This is a genomic window from Enterobacter sp. 4974935 (assembly GCF_058661735.1).
On sequence record NZ_JBZWGT010000003.1, the window covers coordinates 14,742 to 35,228 of the forward strand.

At 57.2% G+C, this 20,487-nt stretch carries 12 protein-coding genes; 8 read left to right on the top strand and 4 right to left on the bottom strand.

Annotated features, from left to right (window positions below; all coding sequences use genetic code 11):
- The first annotated feature begins 9 nt into the window (after positions 1 to 9).
- From bcsB to AC4OVS_RS01225, 6 genes are all read left to right on the top strand, one after another.
- Positions 10 to 2,433, top strand: a complete 2,424-nt coding sequence (gene bcsB, locus AC4OVS_RS01200) for a cellulose biosynthesis cyclic di-GMP-binding regulatory protein BcsB (RefSeq protein WP_071785220.1) — start codon at positions 10 to 12, stop codon at positions 2,431 to 2,433.
- A gap of 6 nt (positions 2,434 to 2,439) precedes the next feature.
- Positions 2,440 to 3,546 carry a cellulose synthase complex periplasmic endoglucanase BcsZ gene (gene bcsZ / locus AC4OVS_RS01205; protein ID WP_045622444.1) on the top strand — a complete coding sequence of 369 codons (1,107 nt, stop codon included), beginning with the start codon at positions 2,440 to 2,442 and terminating at the stop codon, positions 3,544 to 3,546.
- A complete protein-coding gene (gene bcsC, locus AC4OVS_RS01210; protein WP_491922124.1) occupies positions 3,528 to 7,010 on the top strand; it encodes a cellulose synthase complex outer membrane protein BcsC in 3,483 nt (1,160 codons plus the stop codon). Before bcsZ ends, bcsC begins: the two co-directional genes overlap by 19 nt.
- 120 nt (positions 7,011 to 7,130) lie before the next feature.
- Positions 7,131 to 9,137 (top strand): biofilm formation regulator HmsP, encoded by a 2,007-nt coding sequence (gene hmsP, locus AC4OVS_RS01215; protein WP_023307153.1) that lies wholly within the window; start codon positions 7,131 to 7,133, stop codon positions 9,135 to 9,137.
- Positions 9,138 to 9,296: 159 nt separating this feature from the next.
- Positions 9,297 to 10,583, top strand: a complete 1,287-nt coding sequence (gene dctA, locus AC4OVS_RS01220) for a C4-dicarboxylate transporter DctC (protein WP_022649724.1) — start codon at positions 9,297 to 9,299, stop codon at positions 10,581 to 10,583.
- Positions 10,584 to 10,804: 221 nt separating this feature from the next.
- On the top strand, positions 10,805 to 12,295 hold the full coding sequence (locus tag AC4OVS_RS01225; protein WP_022649723.1) for a M16 family metallopeptidase: 1,491 nt from the start codon (positions 10,805 to 10,807) through the stop codon (positions 12,293 to 12,295).
- A 487-nt stretch (positions 12,296 to 12,782) separates the two neighbouring features.
- On the opposite strand, the gene kdgK is transcribed toward AC4OVS_RS01225, so the two are convergent.
- Entirely contained in the window at positions 12,783 to 13,712 is a 930-nt protein-coding gene (kdgK, locus tag AC4OVS_RS01230) for a 2-dehydro-3-deoxygluconokinase (RefSeq protein WP_063148101.1), read from the bottom strand.
- A gap of 230 nt (positions 13,713 to 13,942) precedes the next feature.
- Between kdgK and pdeH the strand changes: the two genes are divergently transcribed.
- On the top strand, positions 13,943 to 14,716 hold the full coding sequence (gene pdeH, locus AC4OVS_RS01235) for a cyclic-guanylate-specific phosphodiesterase (protein ID WP_015571521.1): 774 nt from the start codon (positions 13,943 to 13,945) through the stop codon (positions 14,714 to 14,716).
- A gap of 65 nt (positions 14,717 to 14,781) precedes the next feature.
- Complete coding sequence (locus tag AC4OVS_RS01240) at positions 14,782 to 16,824, top strand: AsmA family protein (RefSeq protein WP_023298835.1); 2,043 nt, start codon at positions 14,782 to 14,784, stop codon at positions 16,822 to 16,824.
- Positions 16,825 to 16,917: 93 nt separating this feature from the next.
- On the opposite strand, the gene AC4OVS_RS01245 is transcribed toward AC4OVS_RS01240, so the two are convergent.
- The 3 genes from AC4OVS_RS01245 to AC4OVS_RS01255 all read right to left on the bottom strand — a co-directional run bounded on the left by AC4OVS_RS01245 (position 16,918) and on the right by AC4OVS_RS01255 (position 20,476).
- Entirely contained in the window at positions 16,918 to 18,240 is a 1,323-nt protein-coding gene (locus tag AC4OVS_RS01245) for an MFS transporter (RefSeq protein WP_022649720.1), read from the bottom strand.
- Positions 18,241 to 18,500: 260 nt separating this feature from the next.
- The gene (yhjD, locus tag AC4OVS_RS01250; protein ID WP_022649719.1) at positions 18,501 to 19,526 is read right to left on the bottom strand and encodes an inner membrane protein YhjD; all 1,026 of its coding nucleotides are present in this window, start codon (positions 19,524 to 19,526) and stop codon (positions 18,501 to 18,503) included.
- A gap of 50 nt (positions 19,527 to 19,576) precedes the next feature.
- Positions 19,577 to 20,476 carry a LysR family transcriptional regulator gene (locus AC4OVS_RS01255; protein ID WP_491922125.1) on the bottom strand — a complete coding sequence of 300 codons (900 nt, stop codon included), beginning with the start codon at positions 20,474 to 20,476 and terminating at the stop codon, positions 19,577 to 19,579.
- Positions 20,477 to 20,487 lie beyond the last annotated feature (11 nt).

Genomic DNA, 20,487 nt, shown 5'->3' on the forward strand with positions numbered 1-20,487 from the left:
GATAACGCGATGAAAACAAAACTTTCCTGGTTATGTGCAGTGGCAATGGGGATGAGTGCGCTCCCTGCAACAGTGGCTAACGCGGCGCCTGATAACGCAGCGACCACACCCGCGCCAACGGTGCCTGTCGTCGCGCAAGCGACCGATCCGGTAGTGACGGCGGCGCCGGGGCAGACGGAAAACGTCGTCCCGAATCAGCCGACGACGGGGAATACGCTGCCCGCCGACAACCCGGTGGTTGGGCAGGTTATGCCTGGCGTGCCGGGAGCCAGTGCACCGGTGGTTGCGGAAAATACGCCGTCGCGTGACGTTAAGCTGACGTTCGCCCAGATCGCGCCTCCTCCGGGCAGCATGGTTCTGCGCGGCATCAACCCAAATGGCGGTGTCGAATTCGGTATGCGTAGCGATGAAGTCGTGTCGAAAGCGATGCTCAACCTGGAATACACGCCATCGCCGTCGCTGCTGCCGGTGCAATCCCAGCTTAAGGTCTATCTGAATGATGAGCTGATGGACGTCCTGCCCGTCACCAAAGAGCAACTGGGTAAGAAAACCCTGGCTCAGGTGCCGATTAACCCGCTGTTTATCACCGACTTTAACCGCGTGCGTCTGGAATTTGTCGGCCATTACCGCGATGTCTGTGAAAACCCGGCCAGCAGCACCCTGTGGCTGGATGTTGGTCGTAACTCTTCGCTTCAGATGACCTATCAGCCGCTGGCGTTGAAAAACGATCTCTCCGCCTTCCCGGTGCCGTTCTTCGACCCGCGTGATAACCGTCCACTGAACCTGCCAATGGTGTTTGCGGGCTCTCCTGATGTGACCGAACAGCTGGCGGCCTCTATCGTGGCATCCTGGTTTGGTTCCCGCTCCGGCTGGCGTGGCCAGAGTTTCCCGGTTATGTACGACAAAATGCCGGACAAAAACGCGATTGTGTTTGCCACCAACGCCAAACGCCCGGCATTCCTGCGGGACCATCCAGAGGTGAAAGCGCCCACCATCGAGATGATCAGCCATCCCGACAATCCGTACGTGAAGCTGCTGGTGATCTTCGGGCGTGATGATAAAGATCTGGTGCAGGCGGCAAAAGGCATTGCGCAGGGCAATATCCTGTTCCGCGGTAATAGCGTCGTGGTGGATGAGGTGAAACCGCTGCTGGCACGTAAGCCTTATGATGCGCCGAACTGGGTCCGCACCGACCGCGCGATTACCTTCGGCGAGCTGAAAACCTATGAAGAGCAATTGCAGTCAACCGGGCTTGAACCTTCTCCTGTCAGCCTGTCGCTGAACCTGCCGCCGGATCTCTATCTGCTGCGCACCAACGGTATTGATATCAACCTGAACTACCGTTACACCGCGCCGGTAACCAAAGACAGCTCGCGCATGGATATCAGCCTCAACAACCAGTTCCTGCAATCCTTCAGCCTGACCAGCAGCCAGGAGACAAACCGGTTGATGCTTCGTCTGCCTGTATTGCAGGGGCTGCTGGATGGCAAAACCGATGTGTCGATCCCGGCGCTGAAGCTCGGTGCGGTGAACCAGCTGCGGTTTAACTTCCAGTACATGAACCCGATGCCGGGTGGATCGGTGGAAAACTGTATTACCTTCCAGCCGGTGCAAAACCACGTGGTGATTGGTGATGATTCCACAATCGACTTCTCGAAGTATTACCACTTTATCGCGATGCCGGATCTGCGTGCGTTTGCTAACGCCAGTTTCCCGTTCAGCCGCATGGCTGATCTCTCTGAATCGATTGTCGTGATGCCAAAAGCGGCCAACGAAGGCCAGGTTGCCACGCTGCTGGACACCATGGGCACCGTCGGGGCGCAAACCGGCTTACCGGCTATCAACGTGACGGTGACGGATGACGGTAGCCAGATCCAGAACAAAGATGCCGATATCATGGTCATCGGCAACATTCCGGACAAGCTGAAAGACGAGAAGCGCGTCGATCTGCTGGTGCAGGCGGCTCAGTCATGGGTCAACACGCCGCTGCGTCAGACCGAGTTCCCGAGCATCATGCCGGACAGCGGCGATCGCCAGGCCAATATCAGGACGACCGTAAGCTCAACGGGTCCGATGGCTGCGATTGTCGGTTTCCAGTCTCCGTATAACGACCAGCGCAGCGTGATCGCCCTGCTTGCGGACAGCCCGCGCGGCTATGAGCTGCTCAACACGGCCATGAACGACAGCGGTAAACGGGCGGCAATGTTCGGTTCCGTCTCGGTGATCCGTGAGTCGGGGGTAAACAGCCTGCGCGTGGGGGATGTCTACTACGTCGGTCATCTGCCGTGGTTCGAACGCCTGTGGTACGCCCTCTCTAACCACCCGGTGCTGCTGGCCGTGCTGGCTGCGCTCAGCGTTGTATTGCTGGCGTGGGTACTGTGGCGTCTGCTGCGAATCATCAGCCGTCGTCGTCTTAACCCGGACCATGAGTAAGCCGTGATGAAAATCTTTCGCGGGTGTGTAGTCGCAGCGTTGATGCTGGCGGCGGCGAATCTTCACGCCGCCTGTCGCTGGCCTGCCTGGGAGACGTTCAAACAGGATTATATGAGCGAAAGTGGGCGCGTCATTGATCCCAGTGACGCGCGCAAAATTACCACCTCCGAAGGGCAAAGCTACGGACTGTTCTTTGCCCTGGCAGCAAACGATCGCAAGACGTTCGATCTGCTGCTGACATGGACGCGCGATAACCTTGCCGAGGGGGATTTAGCCCAACATCTCCCGGCGTGGCTATGGGGAAAAAAGGACGACAACACCTGGGCGGTTATCGACCCTAACTCCGCGTCCGATGCCGATATCTGGATTGCCTGGTCGCTGCTGGAAGCCGGGCGGCTGTGGAAAAATCCCGATTACACGCGCACGGGTAAGGCGCTGTTGACGCGCATTGCCAGTGAGGAAGTGGTGAAGGTGCCGGGGCTGGGTTCTATGCTGCTGCCGGGTAAAGTCGGTTTTGCCGAAGAGAGTGTCTGGCGCTTCAACCCCAGCTACCTGCCGCCGCAGCTTGCGAGCTATTTCACCCGTTTCGGCGCACCGTGGACAACGCTCCGTGAAACCAACCTGCGTCTGCTGCTGGAGACCGCGCCAAAAGGATTTTCCCCGAACTGGGTGAAATACCAGAAAAAGGGCGGCTGGCAGTTGAAGCAGGATACGACCCTGATCGGCAGTTACGATGCGATTCGCGTCTATCTGTGGGTAGGTATGATGAACGATAACGATCCGCAGAAAGCCCGGCTACTGGCGCGTTTCAAGCCCATGGCGACCACCACAATCAAACAAGGCTTACCGCCGGAAAAAGTGGACGTAGCGACCGGAAAACGTACCGGAGATGGGCCGGTAGGGTTTTCTGCCTCCCTGCTTCCATTTTTACAAGAACGGGACGCGCAGGCGGTGCAACGCCAGCGTGTCGCCGATCGTTTTCCCGATAACAATGCTTATTACAGCTACGTTCTGACCCTCTTTGGACAAGGGTGGGATCAGCATCGTTTTCGTTTCACCGCGCAAGGTGAATTACTACCGGATTGGGGCCAGGAATGCGCACGTTCACACTAAATCTACTCGCCTTATCGCTTGGCCTGGCGCTCATGCCCCTGGCCCAGGCCGCCAACTCCCCGCAGCAGAGACAGCTGCTGGAACAGGTTCGTCTGGGGGAATCCACCCAGCGTGAGGATTTGGTGCGCCAGTCGCTCTATCGCCTTGAGCTGATCGACCCCAACAACCCGGACGTGATTGCCGCTCGCTTCCGCTACCTGTTACGACAGGGGGATACGGCGGGCGCGCAAAAAGAGCTGGATCGCCTGAAAGGAATGGCACCCGATTCCAGTGCGTATCAGTCCTCCCGTACGACCATGCTGCTCTCCACGCCGGATGGTCGCCAGGCCCTCCAGCAGGCTCGCCTGCTCGCCACCACCGGGCACACGCAGGAAGCTATTGCCGCGTATGACAAACTGTTTGACGGTAATCCGCCCAGCGGCGACATCGCGACGGAGTACTGGAACGTGGTGGCGAAAGAGCCTGCCCGCCGCAATCTGGCCATTAATCAGCTGAAGAAAATCAACGCCAGCAGTCCGGGCAACGCCCCGCTACAGGCTTCGCTGGCGCAGCTTCTGTTCCAGAGTGGACGGCGTGATGAAGGGTTTGCGGTTTTACAGGAGATGGCCAAATCGAACAATGGCCGCAGTCAGGCGTCGGACATGTGGTACCAGCAGATCAAAGATCAGCCGGCCAGCAGCGCCAGCGTTACCGCGCTGCAACAATACCTGAGCGTGTTCAGCGATGGCGATAACGTGACGGCGGCGCGCGCCCAGCTTGAAGCGCAGCAAAAACAGCTCGCCGATCCGGCGTTTCGCGCCAAAGCCGAAGGGTTAGCCGCAGTGGATGCCGGGCAGGGCAGTAAAGCGGTAACGGAGTTGCAGAAAGCAGTCAGCGCCAACCACGCCGACAGTGAAGCCGTAGGCGCGCTGGGGCAGGCCTATTCGCAGAAAGGCGATCGCGCCCGCGCGGTTGCGCAGTTTGAAAAGGCGATCGCCCTCGATCCGCAGAGCGACAACCGGGGCAAATGGGACAGCCTGCTGAAGGTTAACCGATACTGGCTGCTGATCCAGCAGGGTGATAACGCCCTGAAAGCCAACAAGACAGCCCAGGCGGAACGCTATTATCAGCAGGCGCGCAACATTGACAATACGGACAGCTACGCGGTCCTGGGGCTGGGTGACGCGGCGGCGGCGCGGAAAGATAACGACGCGGCTGAACGCTATTATCGCCAGGCATTGCGGATGGACAGCGGCAACAGCAACGCGGTACGCGGTCTTGCCAATATTTATCGCGAGCAGTCTCCGGAGAAGGCGACGCAGTTTATTCAGTCGCTCTCTGCCAGCCAGCGCCGCAGCATTGATGATATTGAACGTAGCCTGACGAACGAGCAGCTCTCGGCTCAGGCTGAACAGCTGGATAGCCAGGGAAACTATGCGCAGGCCGCAGAAATTCAGCGCCGACGCCTTGCGCTTTCCCCGGGCGACGTGTGGATCACCTACCGGCTATCACGCGATCTGTATAGCGCGGGTCAGCTCAGCCAGGCGGATAACCTGATGCGCCAGCTGGCAAGCCAGAAACCGGGCGATCCGGATCAGGTTTACGCCAGCGGGCTGTACCTGTCCGGTAACGATCGGGACCGGGCCGCGCTGGCGCATCTGAACACGCTGCCGCGCGACAAGTGGAACGGCAACATCCAGGCGCTGGCGGACCGCCTGCAAAGTAATCAGGTGCTGGAAACCGCCAACCGCCTGCGCGACAGTGGAAAAGAGCAGGAAGCGGAAGCGCTGCTTCGCCAGCAGCCCCCGTCCACCCGTATTGACTTAACGCTGGCGGACTGGGCTGAACAGCGTGGCGATCACGAGGCCGCGAAAACCGCCTACAACACCGTCCTGCAACGGGAACCGCAGAACGAAGACGCAATTCTCGGCCTGACCGAAGTCAATCTTGCTCAGGGCAACAGGGACGCCGCTCGCGCTGAGCTGGCGAAACTGCCCGCGGCACAAAACGGCGAACCGCTCTCCCTCAATATGCAGCGCCGGATCGCCATGGCGCAGGCCGGTCTGGGTGATCCTGCCGCGGCAGAAAAGACCTTCAACGCCATTGTTCCTCAGGCAAAATCGCAGCCGCCTTCTATGGAAAGTGCGCTGGTGATACGTGATGCCGCCCGCTTCCAGGCACAAAATGGTCAGCCTCAGCAGGCGCTGGACACCTGGAAAGATGCGATGGTCTCATCGGGCATCACGACGACCCGTCCGACCGATAACGACAGCTTTACGCGTCTTACGCGTAACGATGAGAAAGATGACTGGCTGAAGCGCGGCGTGCGCAGCGATGCAGGCGATCTTTATCGTCAGCAGGATCTGAACGTCACGCTGCAACACGACTACTGGGGATCCAGCGGCACGGGGGGCTATTCCGACCTGAAAGCGCACACCACTATGCTCCAGGTGGATGCGCCGCTATCGGATGGCCGCATGTTCTTCCGTAGCGATCTGGTCAATATGAACGCCGGTTCCTTTGACACCAATAACGGAACCTACGATCCGACATGGGGTACCTGCGCCGAAACGCCATGTCACGGCAGCACGAACCAGTCGGCCAACGGCGCCAGCGTGGCAGTCGGCTGGCAGAACAAAACCTGGGCGTGGGACATCGGTACAACGCCGATGGGCTTCGACGTGGTCGATGTGGTGGGCAGCCTGAGCTACAGCAACGACTTGGGGCCGATTGGCTACACCCTGAACGCCCATCGTCGTCCGATTTCCAGCTCTGTGCTGGCCTTCGCCGGGCAAAAAGATCCCAATACCGACACCACCTGGGGCGGCGTGCGTGCTACCGGTGGCGGCGTGAGCATGAGCTACGACAAAGGCGAAGCTAACGGGATCTGGTCAAGCCTGAGTGCCGACAGCCTCACCGGGAAGAATGTCGAAGATAACTGGCGGGTCCGCTGGATGACCGGCTATTACTACAAGCTTATCAATCAGAACAACGAGCGTCTGACGGTCGGCGTGTCCAATATGCTCTGGCATTACGATAAAGATTTAAGTGGCTATTCGCTGGGCCAGGGCGGTTACTACAGTCCCCAGGAGTATGTGTCGTTCGCCTTACCGGTGAACTGGCGTAAACGCACAGAGAACTGGTCATGGGAGCTGGGCGGTTCCGTCTCATGGTCCCATTCAAAAACAAAGGATGTGATGCGTTATCCGTTGCAGGGGCTGATCCCGGACAATGAGCCAGGCCGTTATACCGATAAAGGTGTGATGGGAACCGGAAGTAGCTCGTCAGGGACGGGTTATACCGCAAGGGCGATTGTTGAACGCCGTGTGACGTCCAACTGGTTTGTCGGTCTGGGCGTCGATATTCAGGAAGCGAAAGACTATACCCCGAGCCATGCGCTGCTCTATGTTCGGTATTCTGCCGCAGGCTGGCAGGGTGATATGGACTTACCGCCGGAACCGCTGGTGCCTTATGCAGACTGGTGATCGGATTTTTGCTTAATCTAATTGTAAGTCTCTCTTAAAAGTGCAGCTATCGGGTATACTCGGGCGCACCAGGTTTACGCCCTGGTGCGCCCTGCGCTTCGAGTTTTGTGGAGAGTCATTTTGCGTGTCAGCCGTTCCTTAACGATCAAACAGATGGCGATGGTGTCTGCCGTCACAATGCTGTTTGTCTTCATCTTCTGCGTCATTTTGCTGTTTCATTCCGTACAGCAGAATCGCTATAACACGGCTTCGCAACTGGAAAGTATTGCTCGCTCGGTGCGGGAACCCCTGTCGGCCTCGATCCTGAAAGGGGATATCCCCGAGGCGGAATCCATCCTGAAGCGCATTCAGCCCGCCGGTATCGTGAGCCGCGCCGACGTCGTGCTGCCGAACCAGTTCCAGGCGCTGCGGATGAGCTTTATCCCGGAGCGTCCCGTCCCGATGATGGTGATGCGCCTGTTTGAACTGCCGGTGCAGATTTCCCTGCCTCTCTATTCCCTAGAAAGACCGGCTAACCCGCAGCCGCTGGCCTATCTGGTACTACAGGCGGACTCGTACCGCATGTATAAATTCGTCATGAGTTGGGTTGCTACGTTAGTGACTACTTACTTACTTTTGACCTTAATGTTGAGCGTGGCGCTGACGTGGTGCATCAACCGGTTAATTGTGCATCCGTTGCGCCGCATAGCCCGGGAGCTGAATGACCTCTCTCCGCAGGAGCACATGGGGCATCAGCTTCCCTTGCCGCGTCTGCATCACGACGATGAAATCGGCATGCTGGTCCGCAGTTACAATATCAACCAGCAGCGTGTCCTGCGTCAGCAGGAAGAGGTCAGTAATAACGCCACCCGTTTCCCGGTTTCCGACCTGCCAAACAAAGCGTTTTTAATGGCCCTGCTGGAGCAGACCGTCGCTCGCCAGCAGACCACCGCGCTGATGGTGATTGCCTGCGAGACCTTGCAGGACACGACGGGCGTGCTGAAAGAGAGCCAGCGCGAGATGCTATTACTGACGCTGGTGGAAAAAATCAAATCTGTGCTGGCGCCGCGCATGGTACTTACCCAGGTCAGCGGCTATGACCTGGTGGTGATTGCGCACGGTGTAAAAGAGCCGTGGCACGCTATTACGCTAGGTCAGCAAGTACTCACTGTCATAAATGAGCGGCTACCCATTCAGGGTATCCAGCTACGCCCAAGTGCCAGCATTGGTATCGCAATGTACTACGGTGGTCTGACCGCCGAGCAGTTATACCGTCGGGCTTTCTCAGCAGCGTTTACCGCGCGCCGAAAAGGCAAGAACCAGATCCAGTTCTTTGATCCGGAGCAAATGGAAAAAGCCCAGCAGCGCCTGACGGAAGAGAGCGACATTCTGACGGCGATGGACAATCGCCAGTTTGCGCTCTGGCTACAGCCGCAGGTGGATTTGCGCACGGGTGAAGTGACCAGCGCCGAAGCGTTGCTGCGCATGCAGCAGCCGGACGGCACGTGGGAGCTGCCTGAGGGGATGATCGAACGTATCGAGTCCTGCGGCCTGATGGTCACCGTCGGATACTGGGTGCTGGAAGAGTCGTGCCGCCAGCTTGCGGCCTGGCAACAACGGGGCATCACGCTGCCGCTGTCGGTGAATCTTTCTGCGCTACAGCTGATGCACCCGACTATGGTGCCGGATATGCTCGAGTTGATCCATCGCTACCGCATCCAGCCCCACACGTTGATCCTGGAAGTCACCGAGAGCCGTTGTATTGACAATCCTGACGACGCTGTCGCCATTCTGAAACCGCTGCGTAATGCCGGGATCCGCATTGCGCTTGACGATTTTGGTATGGGGTATTCCGGCCTGCGTCAGCTCCAGCACATGAAAACCCTGCCGGTGGACGTCCTGAAAATCGACAAAACCTTTGTGAAAGGGCTGCCGGAGGATTGCAGCCTGGTGCAGGCCATTATCCAGATGGCGCACAGCCTGAACCTGCACGTGACTGCCGAAGGTATTGAGGCCGAAGCCCAGCGCGAGTGGCTGGCTGCGGCGGGTGTGGAGAGCGGTCAGGGCTTCCTGTTTGGCCGCGCCGTGCCGACGGATACCTTTGAGCGACGCTATCTCGCCGACGCTGGCAATAACGCAAAAGTGTAATTTTGTTGCTGGCTTGTGCGAGCCAGCTCAAAGTTCTTAACATTTGTGTTTCAAATTTGAACCCCGTTTATTTCTGTCCTGTTATGTGGGTGTTATTTTAAAGCCGCAGGTTAACCATAACCTTACAAAGCCTGTAGTTATTCTTTCCAGGGACACCCTATGAAAACCTCACTCTTCAAAAGTCTTTACTTCCAGGTCCTGACAGCCATCGCCATCGGTATTCTGCTCGGTCACTACTACCCGGAGCTGGGCGCGCAAATGAAACCGCTTGGCGACGCGTTCGTTAAGCTCATCAAAATGATCATCGCGCCGGTCATCTTCTGTACCGTGGTGACCGGTATCGCCGGCATGGAAAGCATGAAGGCGGTCGGGCGTACGGGGGCGGTTGCCCTGCTGTACTTCGAGATTGTCAGTACCATCGCGCTGATTATCGGCCTGATTATTGTCAACGTGGTACAGCCTGGCGCGGGCATGAACGTTGACCCGGCCACGCTGGATGCGAAAGCGGTGGCGGTTTACGCTGAACAGGCGAAAGATCAGGGGATTGTTGCCTTCCTGCTGGACGTGATCCCGAGCAGCGTGATTGGCGCGTTCGCCAGCGGAAATATCCTCCAGGTACTGCTGTTTGCCGTGCTGTTTGGCTTTGCCCTGCACCGTCTTGGCAGCAAAGGTCAGCTGATTTTTAACGTCATTGAAAGCTTCTCGCAGGTTATCTTCGGCATCATCAACATGATTATGCGTCTGGCCCCGATTGGTGCCTTTGGCGCGATGGCCTTCACCATCGGGAAATACGGCGTCGGCACGCTGGTACAGCTTGGCCAGCTGATTATCTGCTTCTACATCACCTGTATTCTGTTTGTGGTGGTGGTGCTCGGCTCCATCGCTCGTGCGACCGGCTTCAGCATCTTCAAATTTATCCGTTACATTCGTGAAGAGCTGCTGATTGTCCTCGGCACATCCTCTTCTGAGTCCGCGCTGCCGCGTATGCTCGATAAAATGGAAAAGCTGGGCTGTCGTAAGTCAGTGGTGGGGCTGGTTATTCCTACGGGCTACTCCTTTAACCTGGACGGCACCTCGATTTACCTGACGATGGCGGCGGTCTTTATTGCTCAGGCCACCAACAGCCACATGGATATCTTCCATCAGATTACGCTGCTGGTCGTCCTCCTGCTCTCCTCGAAAGGGGCGGCGGGCGTAACGGGTAGCGGATTTATCGTGCTGGCGGCCACTATCTCAGCGGTTGGCCATCTGCCGGTGGCGGGTTTGGCCCTGATCCTCGGTATCGACCGCTTTATGTCTGAAGCCCGCGCGTTAACCAACCTGATTGGTAATGGTGTAGCGACGGTTGTGGTGGCGAAGTGGGTAAAAGAGCTGGATCACAAGAAACTTAACGATACGCTGAATAATCGCACATCTGAGGACAAAACCCCCGGTTTATCCTCTTAATCCCTCATAAATGCCCGTATTCCCTTGTGGGGATGCGGGCACCTGCGCATAATAACCGCTCATACCTGTCATATTTCGACAAAATTTTTTTGGGTATATTTCGCTTCCGCCCGTGACGTTTAGCCGAACACGCTGTCTAATCGGAAGGTTTTCATCGTCATCTTTGAGTGCTCACGTCGCGAGACACTCTCTTTAACCAGGAATGTTGATCAGGGGTTCACATGCAGGGCACAAAAATTCGACTCTTAACCGGCGGTTTGCTGATGATGGCAGCAGCCAGTTATGTGCAGGCAGATGCGCTCCAGCCAGACCCGGCCTGGCAACAGGGAACACTGGCGAACGGATTCCAGTGGCAGGTGTTATCCACTCCGCAACGTCCGAGCGATCGCATTGAAATTCGTCTGGCTGTGAATACCGGCTCCCTCACTGAAAGCACCCAGCAGACCGGCTTAAGCCATTTTATTCCTCGACTGGCGCTCACCCAGAGCGGCAGTTTGCAGGCGGTTCAGGTGCGTTCTTTATGGCAACAGGCCATCGATCCTAAACGTCCGCTGCCCCCGGCTGTGGTCTCCTATGACTACACCATGTTTAATCTGAGCCTGCCCAACAACCGTAACGATCTGCTTAAAGAAGCGCTGACCTATCTTTCCGATGCCACCGGCAAACTGGCGATTACGCCTGAGACCGTAAACTATGCGTTGAGCAACAGCGACATGGTGGCGACCTGGCCGACGGATACCAAAGAAGGCTGGTGGCGCTACCGCCTGAAAGGGTCCACGCTGCTTGGCCACGACCCGGCAGAACCGCTGAAACAGCCGGTGGATCCAGAGCAGGTGAAATCTTTCTACCAGCAGTGGTACACCCCGGATGCCATGACCCTCATTGTAGTGGGCAACGTGGACAGCCGTGCGGTGATAGAGCAGATCAACAAAGCCTTTGGCGATCTAAAAGGGAAGCGTGAAACGCCCGCCCCTGTTCCTACTTTGTCCCCGCTGCGTCCTGAGACGGTCAGTATCATGACGGATACCGTGCGTCAGGATCGTCTTTCGATGATGTGGGATACCGCCTGGCAGCCGATCCGCGAGTCCTCGGCGCTGTTGCGTTACTGGCGTGCGGACCTGGCGCGTGAAGCGCTGTTCTGGCATGTTCAGCAGACGCTCAGCAAGAACAACGTGAAAGACATTGGTCTGGGCTTTGACTGCCGCGTGCTGTTCCAGCGCGCCCAGTGCGCCATTAACGTCGAATCGCCGGGTGATAAGCTGAATGCCAATCTCGGCGTGGTGGCGAAAGAGCTGGCTAAAGTGCGTAAAGAGGGCCTGTCTGAAGAGGAATTTAACGCGCTGGTGGCGCAGAAATCCCTCGAATTGCAGAAACTGTTTGCCACCTATGCCCGCGCCGATACCGATATCTTAATCAGCCAGCGCATTCGCTCCTTACAGAATCAGGTCGTGGACATCGCGCCGGAGCAGTATCAGAAATTGCGTCAGGATTTCCTGAACGGTCTGACCGTGGAGATGCTGAATCAGGATCTGCGGCAGCAGCTGTCTCAGGATATGGCGTTGATTCTGTTGCAGCCGAAAGGTGAGCCGGAATATGACATGAAAGAGTTAAAGGCCACCTGGAACGCCATCATGGCGACGCCGTCGCAGCCAGTACAGGCGGCGGCCGATGATTTGCACCAGGATGCGAGCGATATTCCGCAGGGCCAGTAAGGCCCTGCGTTCCCTCTCCCTGTGGGCTGAGGGATTTTATGCAGAAGCAATAAAGTTGCTTTCTAAATGACTGAGGGCTGTCAGCGATGCCCTGGTCCGGCTGTAAATCGCTGAGGCGTTTGCCTTCCGGCCGGGGCGAGGCGCAGGGATGCGCCGAGAGGGCGGCTTTACAGGGACGTTGCCTCCGCCCGTACCCGATAAGCCGGAAGGAATAAGCCGAGGTCACCGCGAAGCGGCGATTTACCGCCGGGAGCCCGGGTCGCCAGGGTGGTGGCGACTGAGCCACCCTGGCACGTTCACCGGTCATGTCGTTACAGAGTAGCAAGGAACATAAAGTGAACGGAATGACCACCACCGCCGTATGTTCCCCTCACTCTCACCCTCTCCCCGGAGGGGCGAGGGGATTGCTCAGTGCTCGCATTAATTTGTGGGGAACCCTCAGCCCTGTGGGAGAGGGTTAGGGTGAGGGCATCAGCCCGCCCATTCCTTAAGCAGGCATCGCCTCGCGCGGAATAATCGCTCCGCGATACTGAATCACCGTGCTGGCCGTCAAGTGTCCGCGCTGCGCTGCCGCTTCTGGCGTACCTCCCGTCAAACGTACCGCCAGATACCCCGCGCTGAAAGAATCGCCCGCCGCAGTGGTATCAATCACTTTCTCTTTCGCCAGCTTCACCGCCGGCACCTCTTTCACGGCTTCACCCGCCACCGCCACCAGGCAAGACTCCGCCCCGCGCTTAATCACCACTTCGCTGACCCCAGCGGCCTGCGTCCGGGCGATGACCTCATCAACCGGCTTTTCACCCCACAGGGCATCTTCATCGTCCAGCGTCAGGAAGGCGATATCGGTGCATTCCAGCATCTGCTGATACACCTGCTGCGTCTCTTCACGGCTGGCCCAGAGGCGCGGACGGTAGTTGTTATCGAAAATCACCTTACCGCCGTTGGCACGGCATTCACGCAGCAGTGACAGCAGCTTTTCACGGCTCTGCTGGCTCAGGATCGCCAGGCTGATCCCGCTCAGGTAGAGGTAATCGAAGGTGGCCAGCTCTTCGCAAATCGCAGCGGCGGCATCGCTTTCCAGCCAGAATTTGGCAGCCGCTTCATTACGCCAGTAATAGAAGGTGCGCTCGCCGGTACTGTCGGTTTCGATGTAGTACAAACCCGGCAGACGGTTTTCCATTCGCTGGATCAGCGAAGTTTCAACGTTTTCACCCTGCCAGGCCTCCAGCATCTGCTGGCTGAAGCTGTCCGTTCCCAGCGCGGTAACGTAGCTCACGCTCAGCGCGTCGGGGGCGACCTGACGGGCAATGTAAACGGAGGTGTTCAATGTATCGCCGCCAAAACCGCGGCTGACTTCCGCGCCTTTCTGGGACAGCTCAATCATGCATTCGCCAATCACGGCAATTTTCTTAGACATAGTCGTGAACCTGAACAGAGTAATTAAGGGTAGTGTGCGCTGTGTGTTTTTTACGGTCAACCATATTAAAACGACGTTCCATTATTTTTTTTGAGCCAGCGCGTGTTCCGGCATATTTCTGTCATCTTAATTTCATTTTCCCGCTGAATTGAACATAAAGTTCTCACCTGGCGGGCCGATAACTCAGTGACGAGTCCAGAAAGGCTATCCCATACAACAGGACATCCGAAATGAAGTCAGAGCAGGTTATCCAGCGGCTGAGCACTACGCCTGAGGCAAGTATTGAGAACTTGCAGGAGCATCGCTACTGGCTGCAATGTGAGCGAGCGTATACCTATCAGCCTATCTACCGTACTGACGGTCGGTTAATGGCAATTGAGGTGTTAACGGTCGTCACTCATCCATCGAACCCTTCGCAGCGTATCGCGCCGGACCGCTATTTTGCGGAGGTTGCCGTGCGTCAGCGCATCGACGTGCTGGAAGAGCAGTTGAGAATGCTGGCGACGAAGCAGGCGTTCTTCGAGCAGCACGGTATTCTGGCTTCGGTGAACGTGGATGGTCCAACCCTGATGGCGTTACGTCAGAATGCGACGCTGCAGGCGCTGATTGCCACCCTGCCGTGGATGCGCTTCGAGCTGGTGGAACATGTTCAGCTGCCGCAGGACTCCTCATTTGCCTCGATGTGTGAGTTTGGCCCGCTGTGGCTGGATGATTTCGGTACCGGTATGGCCAACTTCTCCGCCCTGAGCGAAGTGCGTTATGACTACATCAAAGTGGCCCGCGATCTGTTTATCATGCTGCGCCAGACACCGGAAGGACGGAACCTGTTTACGATGCTCCTGCAACTGATGAACCGCTATTGCCAGGGCGTCATTGTGGAAGGCGTGGAAACGCTGGAAGAGTGGCGCGACGTGCAAAATTCTCCGGCAGCGGCGGCACAGGGTTATTTCCTCTCTCGTCCTGTCCCCATGGATACCCTGGAAAAGGTGATAACCACCCTCTGATCTGCCCGCTTCCCTTTGTCTGAACTATAGTTTTAAAGGCAAGTTCATCAGGAAAGGGGACAACAATGACAAAAACAACCAGGGTGATTTCCTGGACAGCAGGGATTTTCTTGTTGCTGATCGTGGTCTTAATCATCATTATCGCCACGTTTGACTGGAACCGCCTCAAACCGACCATCAACCAGAAAGTCTCGACCGAGCTAAACCGCCCCTTCGCAATACGTGGCGATTTGGGGGTCGTGTGGGAGCGTCAGAAAGAGGAAACCGGCTGGCGAAGCTGGGTGCCCTGGCCGCACGTTCACGCTGACGACATCATTCTTGGCAACCCGCCGGACATCCCCGAAGTGACCATGATCCACCTGCCGCGCGTGGAAGCCACGCTGGCGCCGTTAGCCCTGTTAACCAAAACGGTGTATCTGCCGTGGATCAAACTTCAGCAGCCCGACGCGCGGCTGATTCGCCTGTCGGAGAAAACCAATAACTGGACGTTCGATCTCGCCAGCAGCGGCGATAAAGATCCGAATGCGCAGCCCTCTTCGTGGTCCTTCCGCCTCGACAATATTCTGTTCGATCGGGGGCGGATCGCCATTGACGATAAAGTAAGTAAGGCTGACGTGGAGATCCTCGTCGATCCGCTGGGCAAGCCGCTGCCGTTTAGCGAAGTGACGGGCAGCAAAGCCAAAGGCGATGACAGCAAAGCTGGCGATTACGTCTTCGGCCTGACAGCGAAAGGGCGCTACAACGGCCAGCCACTGACCGGTAAAGGCAAAATCGGCGGTATGCTGGCGCTCAGGAGCGAGGGTACGCCGTTCCCGGTGCAGGCGGACTTCCGCTCGGGCAATACCCGCGTGGCGTTCGTGGGCACGGTTAACGACCCGATGAACATGGGCGGCGTCGACCTCCAGCTTAAGTTTGCCGGGGATTCGCTGGGTGAACTGTACGATCTCACCGGCGTGCTGCTGCCGGATACCCCGCCGTTTGAAACGGACGGGCGGCTGGTCGCAAAAATCGACGCTGAAAAATCGTCCGTCTTTGACTACCGGGGGTTCAACGGCCGCATCGGCGATAGCGATATACACGGCACGCTGACCTACACCACCGGAAAACCGCGCCCGAAACTGGAGGGGGACGTTGAATCCCGCCAGCTGCGTCTGGCCGATCTTGGTCCGCTGATTGGCGTAGATTCGGGTAAAGGCACGAAGTCAAAAGAGGTCAAAAAGGACGCTCAGCCTGCGGGTAAAGTGCTGCCCTATGACCGCTTCGAAACCGACAAGTGGGACGTAATGGATGCGGACGTGCGCTTCAAAGGACGTAAAATTGAGCATGGCAGCACGCTGCCGTTGAGCAACCTCTCGACCCATATCATCCTGAAAAACGCCGATCTGCGCCTGCAACCGCTGAAGTTTGGCATGGCCGGGGGAACCATTTCCTCGAATATCCACCTTGAGGGGGATAAAAAGCCGATGCAGGGAAGGGCGGAGATCCAGGCGCGTCGTCTGAAGCTGAAAGAGCTGATGCCGGACGTGGAGTTGATGCAGAAAACCCTCGGTGAGATGAACGGCGATGCGGATATTCGCGGCACGGGTAACTCTGTGGCCGCGCTGTTAGGCAGCGGAAACGGCAACCTGAAGCTGCTAATGAACGATGGGCTGGTGAGCCGTAACCTGATGGAGATCCTGGGGCTGAACGTCGGTAACTTCATCGTCGGACAAATCTTCGGAGACGATGAAGTGCGCGTGAACTGCGCGGCGGCAAACGTGGACCTGGTCAACGGTGTGGCGCGTCCGCAGATTTTCGCATTCGACACGGAAAACGCGGTTATCAACATCACCGGTACCGCCAGCATGGCGTCCGAGCAGCTGGATTTAACCATCGATCCGGAAAGTAAAGGCATTCGCATCATCACCCTGCGCTCGCCGCTCTACGTTCGCGGGACCTTCAAAGATCCGCAGGCGGGCGTGAAGGCCGGGCCGCTGATTGCGCGCGGTGCGGTTGCCGCCGCCCTCGCCACGCTGGTCACCCCTGCGGCGGCGCTGCTGGCGTTGATTTCGCCGTCAGAAGGCGAAGCGAATCAGTGTCGGACGATTTTGTCGCAGATGAAGAAGTAAGGTGTGGCCTGTTCTTGCCGGGTGACGCTGCGCTTACCCGGCCTACATGTGAATCGTAGGCCGGGTAAGGCGTAGCCGCCACCCGGCATTCGCTTACAGAGTCTGATGCTTAGTTTCGTGCGTCAGCAGCAGCGCAATCAGCGTCAACGCTGCCATGGCCGCCAGATAGACACCCACATAGAACAGACCATAGTTCGCCTGAAGCCACGTGGCGATATACGGGGCCACCGAGGCGCCCAGAATAGACGAAACGTTATAGGAGAACGACGCGCCGGTATAACGCACTTCAGTCGGGAACAGCTCCGGCAGCAGCGCGCCCATTGGGCCAAAGGTCAGCCCCATCAGGCTCAGACCAATCAGCAGATACGCCATCACCAGCGCAGGGCTACCTGAACCCAGCAGCGGCGGGAAGACAAACAGTGCGAACAGGATGATCAGCGAGGTGATGACGATCATGCTTGAACGACGGCCAAATTTATCCGCCAGCAGGCCCGCGATGGGCACCATCACGCCAAATCCAATAACCGCCATCATCAGCATCCACAGCACTTCGTTACGCGGCAGGCCCAGTCCGACCGGTACGGCGGCGGTACTGTAGGTCATGGAGTACACGGTCATGATATAGAACAGCGTGTAGGTCGCCAGCATGATGAACGTACCCAGCACGGTCACGCGGAGGTGTTTGGTCAGCAGCGTCCCCAGCGGAACTTTAACCTGCTTTTTCGCCGCGGCGACTTTAGCGAAGACCGGCGTCTCGTGCAGCGACACGCGCACGTACAGGCCAATCAGCACCAGCACGGCAGAGAAGACGAACGGAATACGCCAACCCCAGCTCATGAACTGTTCATCGGTCAGCAGCCAGGAGAGGAGCAGGAAGGTGCCGTTCGCGAAGAAGAAGCCAATCGGCGCGCCCAGCTGTGGGAAAGAGCCATACAGGGCACGCTTACGCGCCGGGGCGTTCTCGGTCGCCAGTAGCGCCGCGCCGCCCCATTCCCCGCCCAGCCCCAGGCCCTGACCAAAGCGCGCCAGCGCCAGCAGCACAGGCGCCAGAATGCCGATAGTTTCATAGGTCGGCAGCAGGCCGATGGCGACGGTGGAGATCCCCATCGTCAGCAGCGAGGCAACCAGCGTCACTTTACGACCGACGCGATCGCCAAAGTGGCCAAAGACCGCTGAACCTATAGGACGCGCAACGAAGGCGATAGCAAAGGTAGCTAAAGACTGTAGCGTGGCTGCCGTCGGGTCGCCCTGCGGGAAGAAAATATGCGGAAAGACAATGACCGCAGCGGTGGCGTAAATATAAAAGTCGAAGAACTCAATGGCGGTGCCAATCAGCGATGCGACGACGACTTTATTGCGGGAGTTGACCGGAACGTGTTCCGCCCCTTCGTTAAGTGTGGTGGCTGTTGCTTGCATAATATTTTCTTATTTTTGGACGAACGAAGGGCCATATTAGGCACAGCAAAAGCGACATTTCAATCTGTAACAAAGGCGTGACATGGTCATAAAAGCAACAAAAAGCGGATAATTTTCAGGCCAGCGAAAACACTTCCATGAAATGCTTCACACATTTTAAATATCAGTCATTAAAACTGGTTTTGAGTTAAATAAAAGTTACGGTCTGGATTTATATGCTGAAATGATGAATCGGGCTGAAATATCAGCCCGACAGGACATCAGTGGTGGGTTTTTCCCGGCATGCGCGGGTCGTCTTTATACTCTGCGGTGGCGATCCACGCGGCACAGAACAGCGTCAGGCGTGCGAAGAAATAGAAGAAGGCCATCAGCCCCAGCACCGAACCAAAGGCCGCGCCGGAGGGGGACTTCACCAGCGATGGCAGCGTATAGGTCATCACAATTTTGATCACCTCAAAGCCAATGGCGGCAATCAACGTCCCACGGATCAGCGCCTTCTTGCGCGGCCGATGGCGGGGCAAACGCCAGAAGATCCAGAAGAACAGCAGGTAGTTAGCAAAGATGGAGATAGCAAGCCCTATACCGCGCCAGGCCGGTTTCAGCCATTCAATGTAGTCCAGATACAGCGCGGAGATAATCATCTGCTGCGCAGAACCGGCGACCGAGGTGATAGAGAGCGTGATGACCAGCGCCACCAGCAGACCAATCAGCGAGATAAAGTCGCGCAAATACTTCACCCATATCTTCTCCTGATCCTGCGGCGTACGCTCCCAGACGTCACGCGACTGGGCGCGAATGGCCTCACGCAGGTTGCCCATCCAGTTAACCCCGGAATAGAGCGCAATCAGCAACCCGACGATACCCACGGTGGTACGCTGCTGCACGGCGGTATTGATGGTGCTTTTGAGCGTCGTGGCGAGCGTCTGGTCGCTGACGTTGGTCAGGATCTTATTGAAGATGTCCTGCAACAGCGTCGGGTGAGACGCCAGAACAAAACCGGCGGCAGCAAACGACACCATCAGGATGGGGATCATCGACAGGAAAGAGAAGTAGGTGATCGCCGCGCCAAACTGATTTCCCATGCGGTCGTTAAAGCGCTCAGCGGCGCGGATCAGGTGAGCAATCGCGGGTATCTGCTGAATTTTTTCGGCTATGCCGGTCACGGTGCCCAGCGCTTTGCTGGTCGTTCCAGGCTCCTTCGGCGCTTCAGGCTCGTTATCCATCTTTTTGATGGGTTCATAATCTAAATGTTGAGTCGGTCGTTGCGGGTTATTTTCCGGCGTCACGCGCATTTTCCTTTTCGTTGAGCTGGATGTTACTGAATTATAGCTTGCGACTAGTCCACGTAACTTTTTGTGAGTTCGGTAAGCCACTCCATAAACACATGCACCCGACGGGAGAGGTTACGGCGGTGGGGATAAATGAGGGAGACGGGCATTGGTTCAGCCCGATATTGCGGCAGGATCTCAACGAGTTTTTTCGTGCGCAGGGCATCACGCACCCCGACGCGCGGGACCTGAATAATGCCAAGCCCGGCGATACAGGCGGCCTGGTAGGTTTCCGTGCTGTTAACCGTCAAAACGCCTCCCGTTTTTATCCACTGGGTCGCGCTGCCGTTGAAATACTCAAAACCCAGAGGACGGGTGCCCAGCGTGGCGGAGTAATGAATGAGGGCGTGTGAGCCCAAATCATCCAGCGTCTCAGGGTAGCCGAATCGCGTGAGATAATCCGGGCTGGCGCAGTTAATCACTGAAAGCTTCCCAAGCGGGCGGGCGATAAGCCCGGAGTCCTTCAAGTTTCCCACGCGAACCACGCAGTCAAATCCTTCGCGGATGACATCGACCAGACGATCGCTGCTGCTCAGCTCAAGCTCAATGCCGGGAAACTGTTGTAAAAATGCAGGCAGTTTCGGAATGACGACATTTCGTGCAATGGCAACGGGCATATCTACACGTAGCCGACCGCTGATGGTGGAAGGGTCGTGCAGAAACATGCCGTCCAGTTCGTCCAGATTCATCAGCAGATCTTTTGCGCGTTCGTAATAAACCATGCCGTCCTGCGTCAGGCTGACGCGGCGGGTAGTGCGGTGCAGCAGTTGAGTGCCAAGCGTGTTCTCCAGCGCCTGGATCTGCCGCGAGACACTCCCCTTCGGCAGGCTTAACGTCTCCGCCGCGCGGGTAAAACTCTCCAGTTCCGCGACGCGAAGGAAAAGCTGCATTGCGTATATTTTATCCATAGATATGGGTC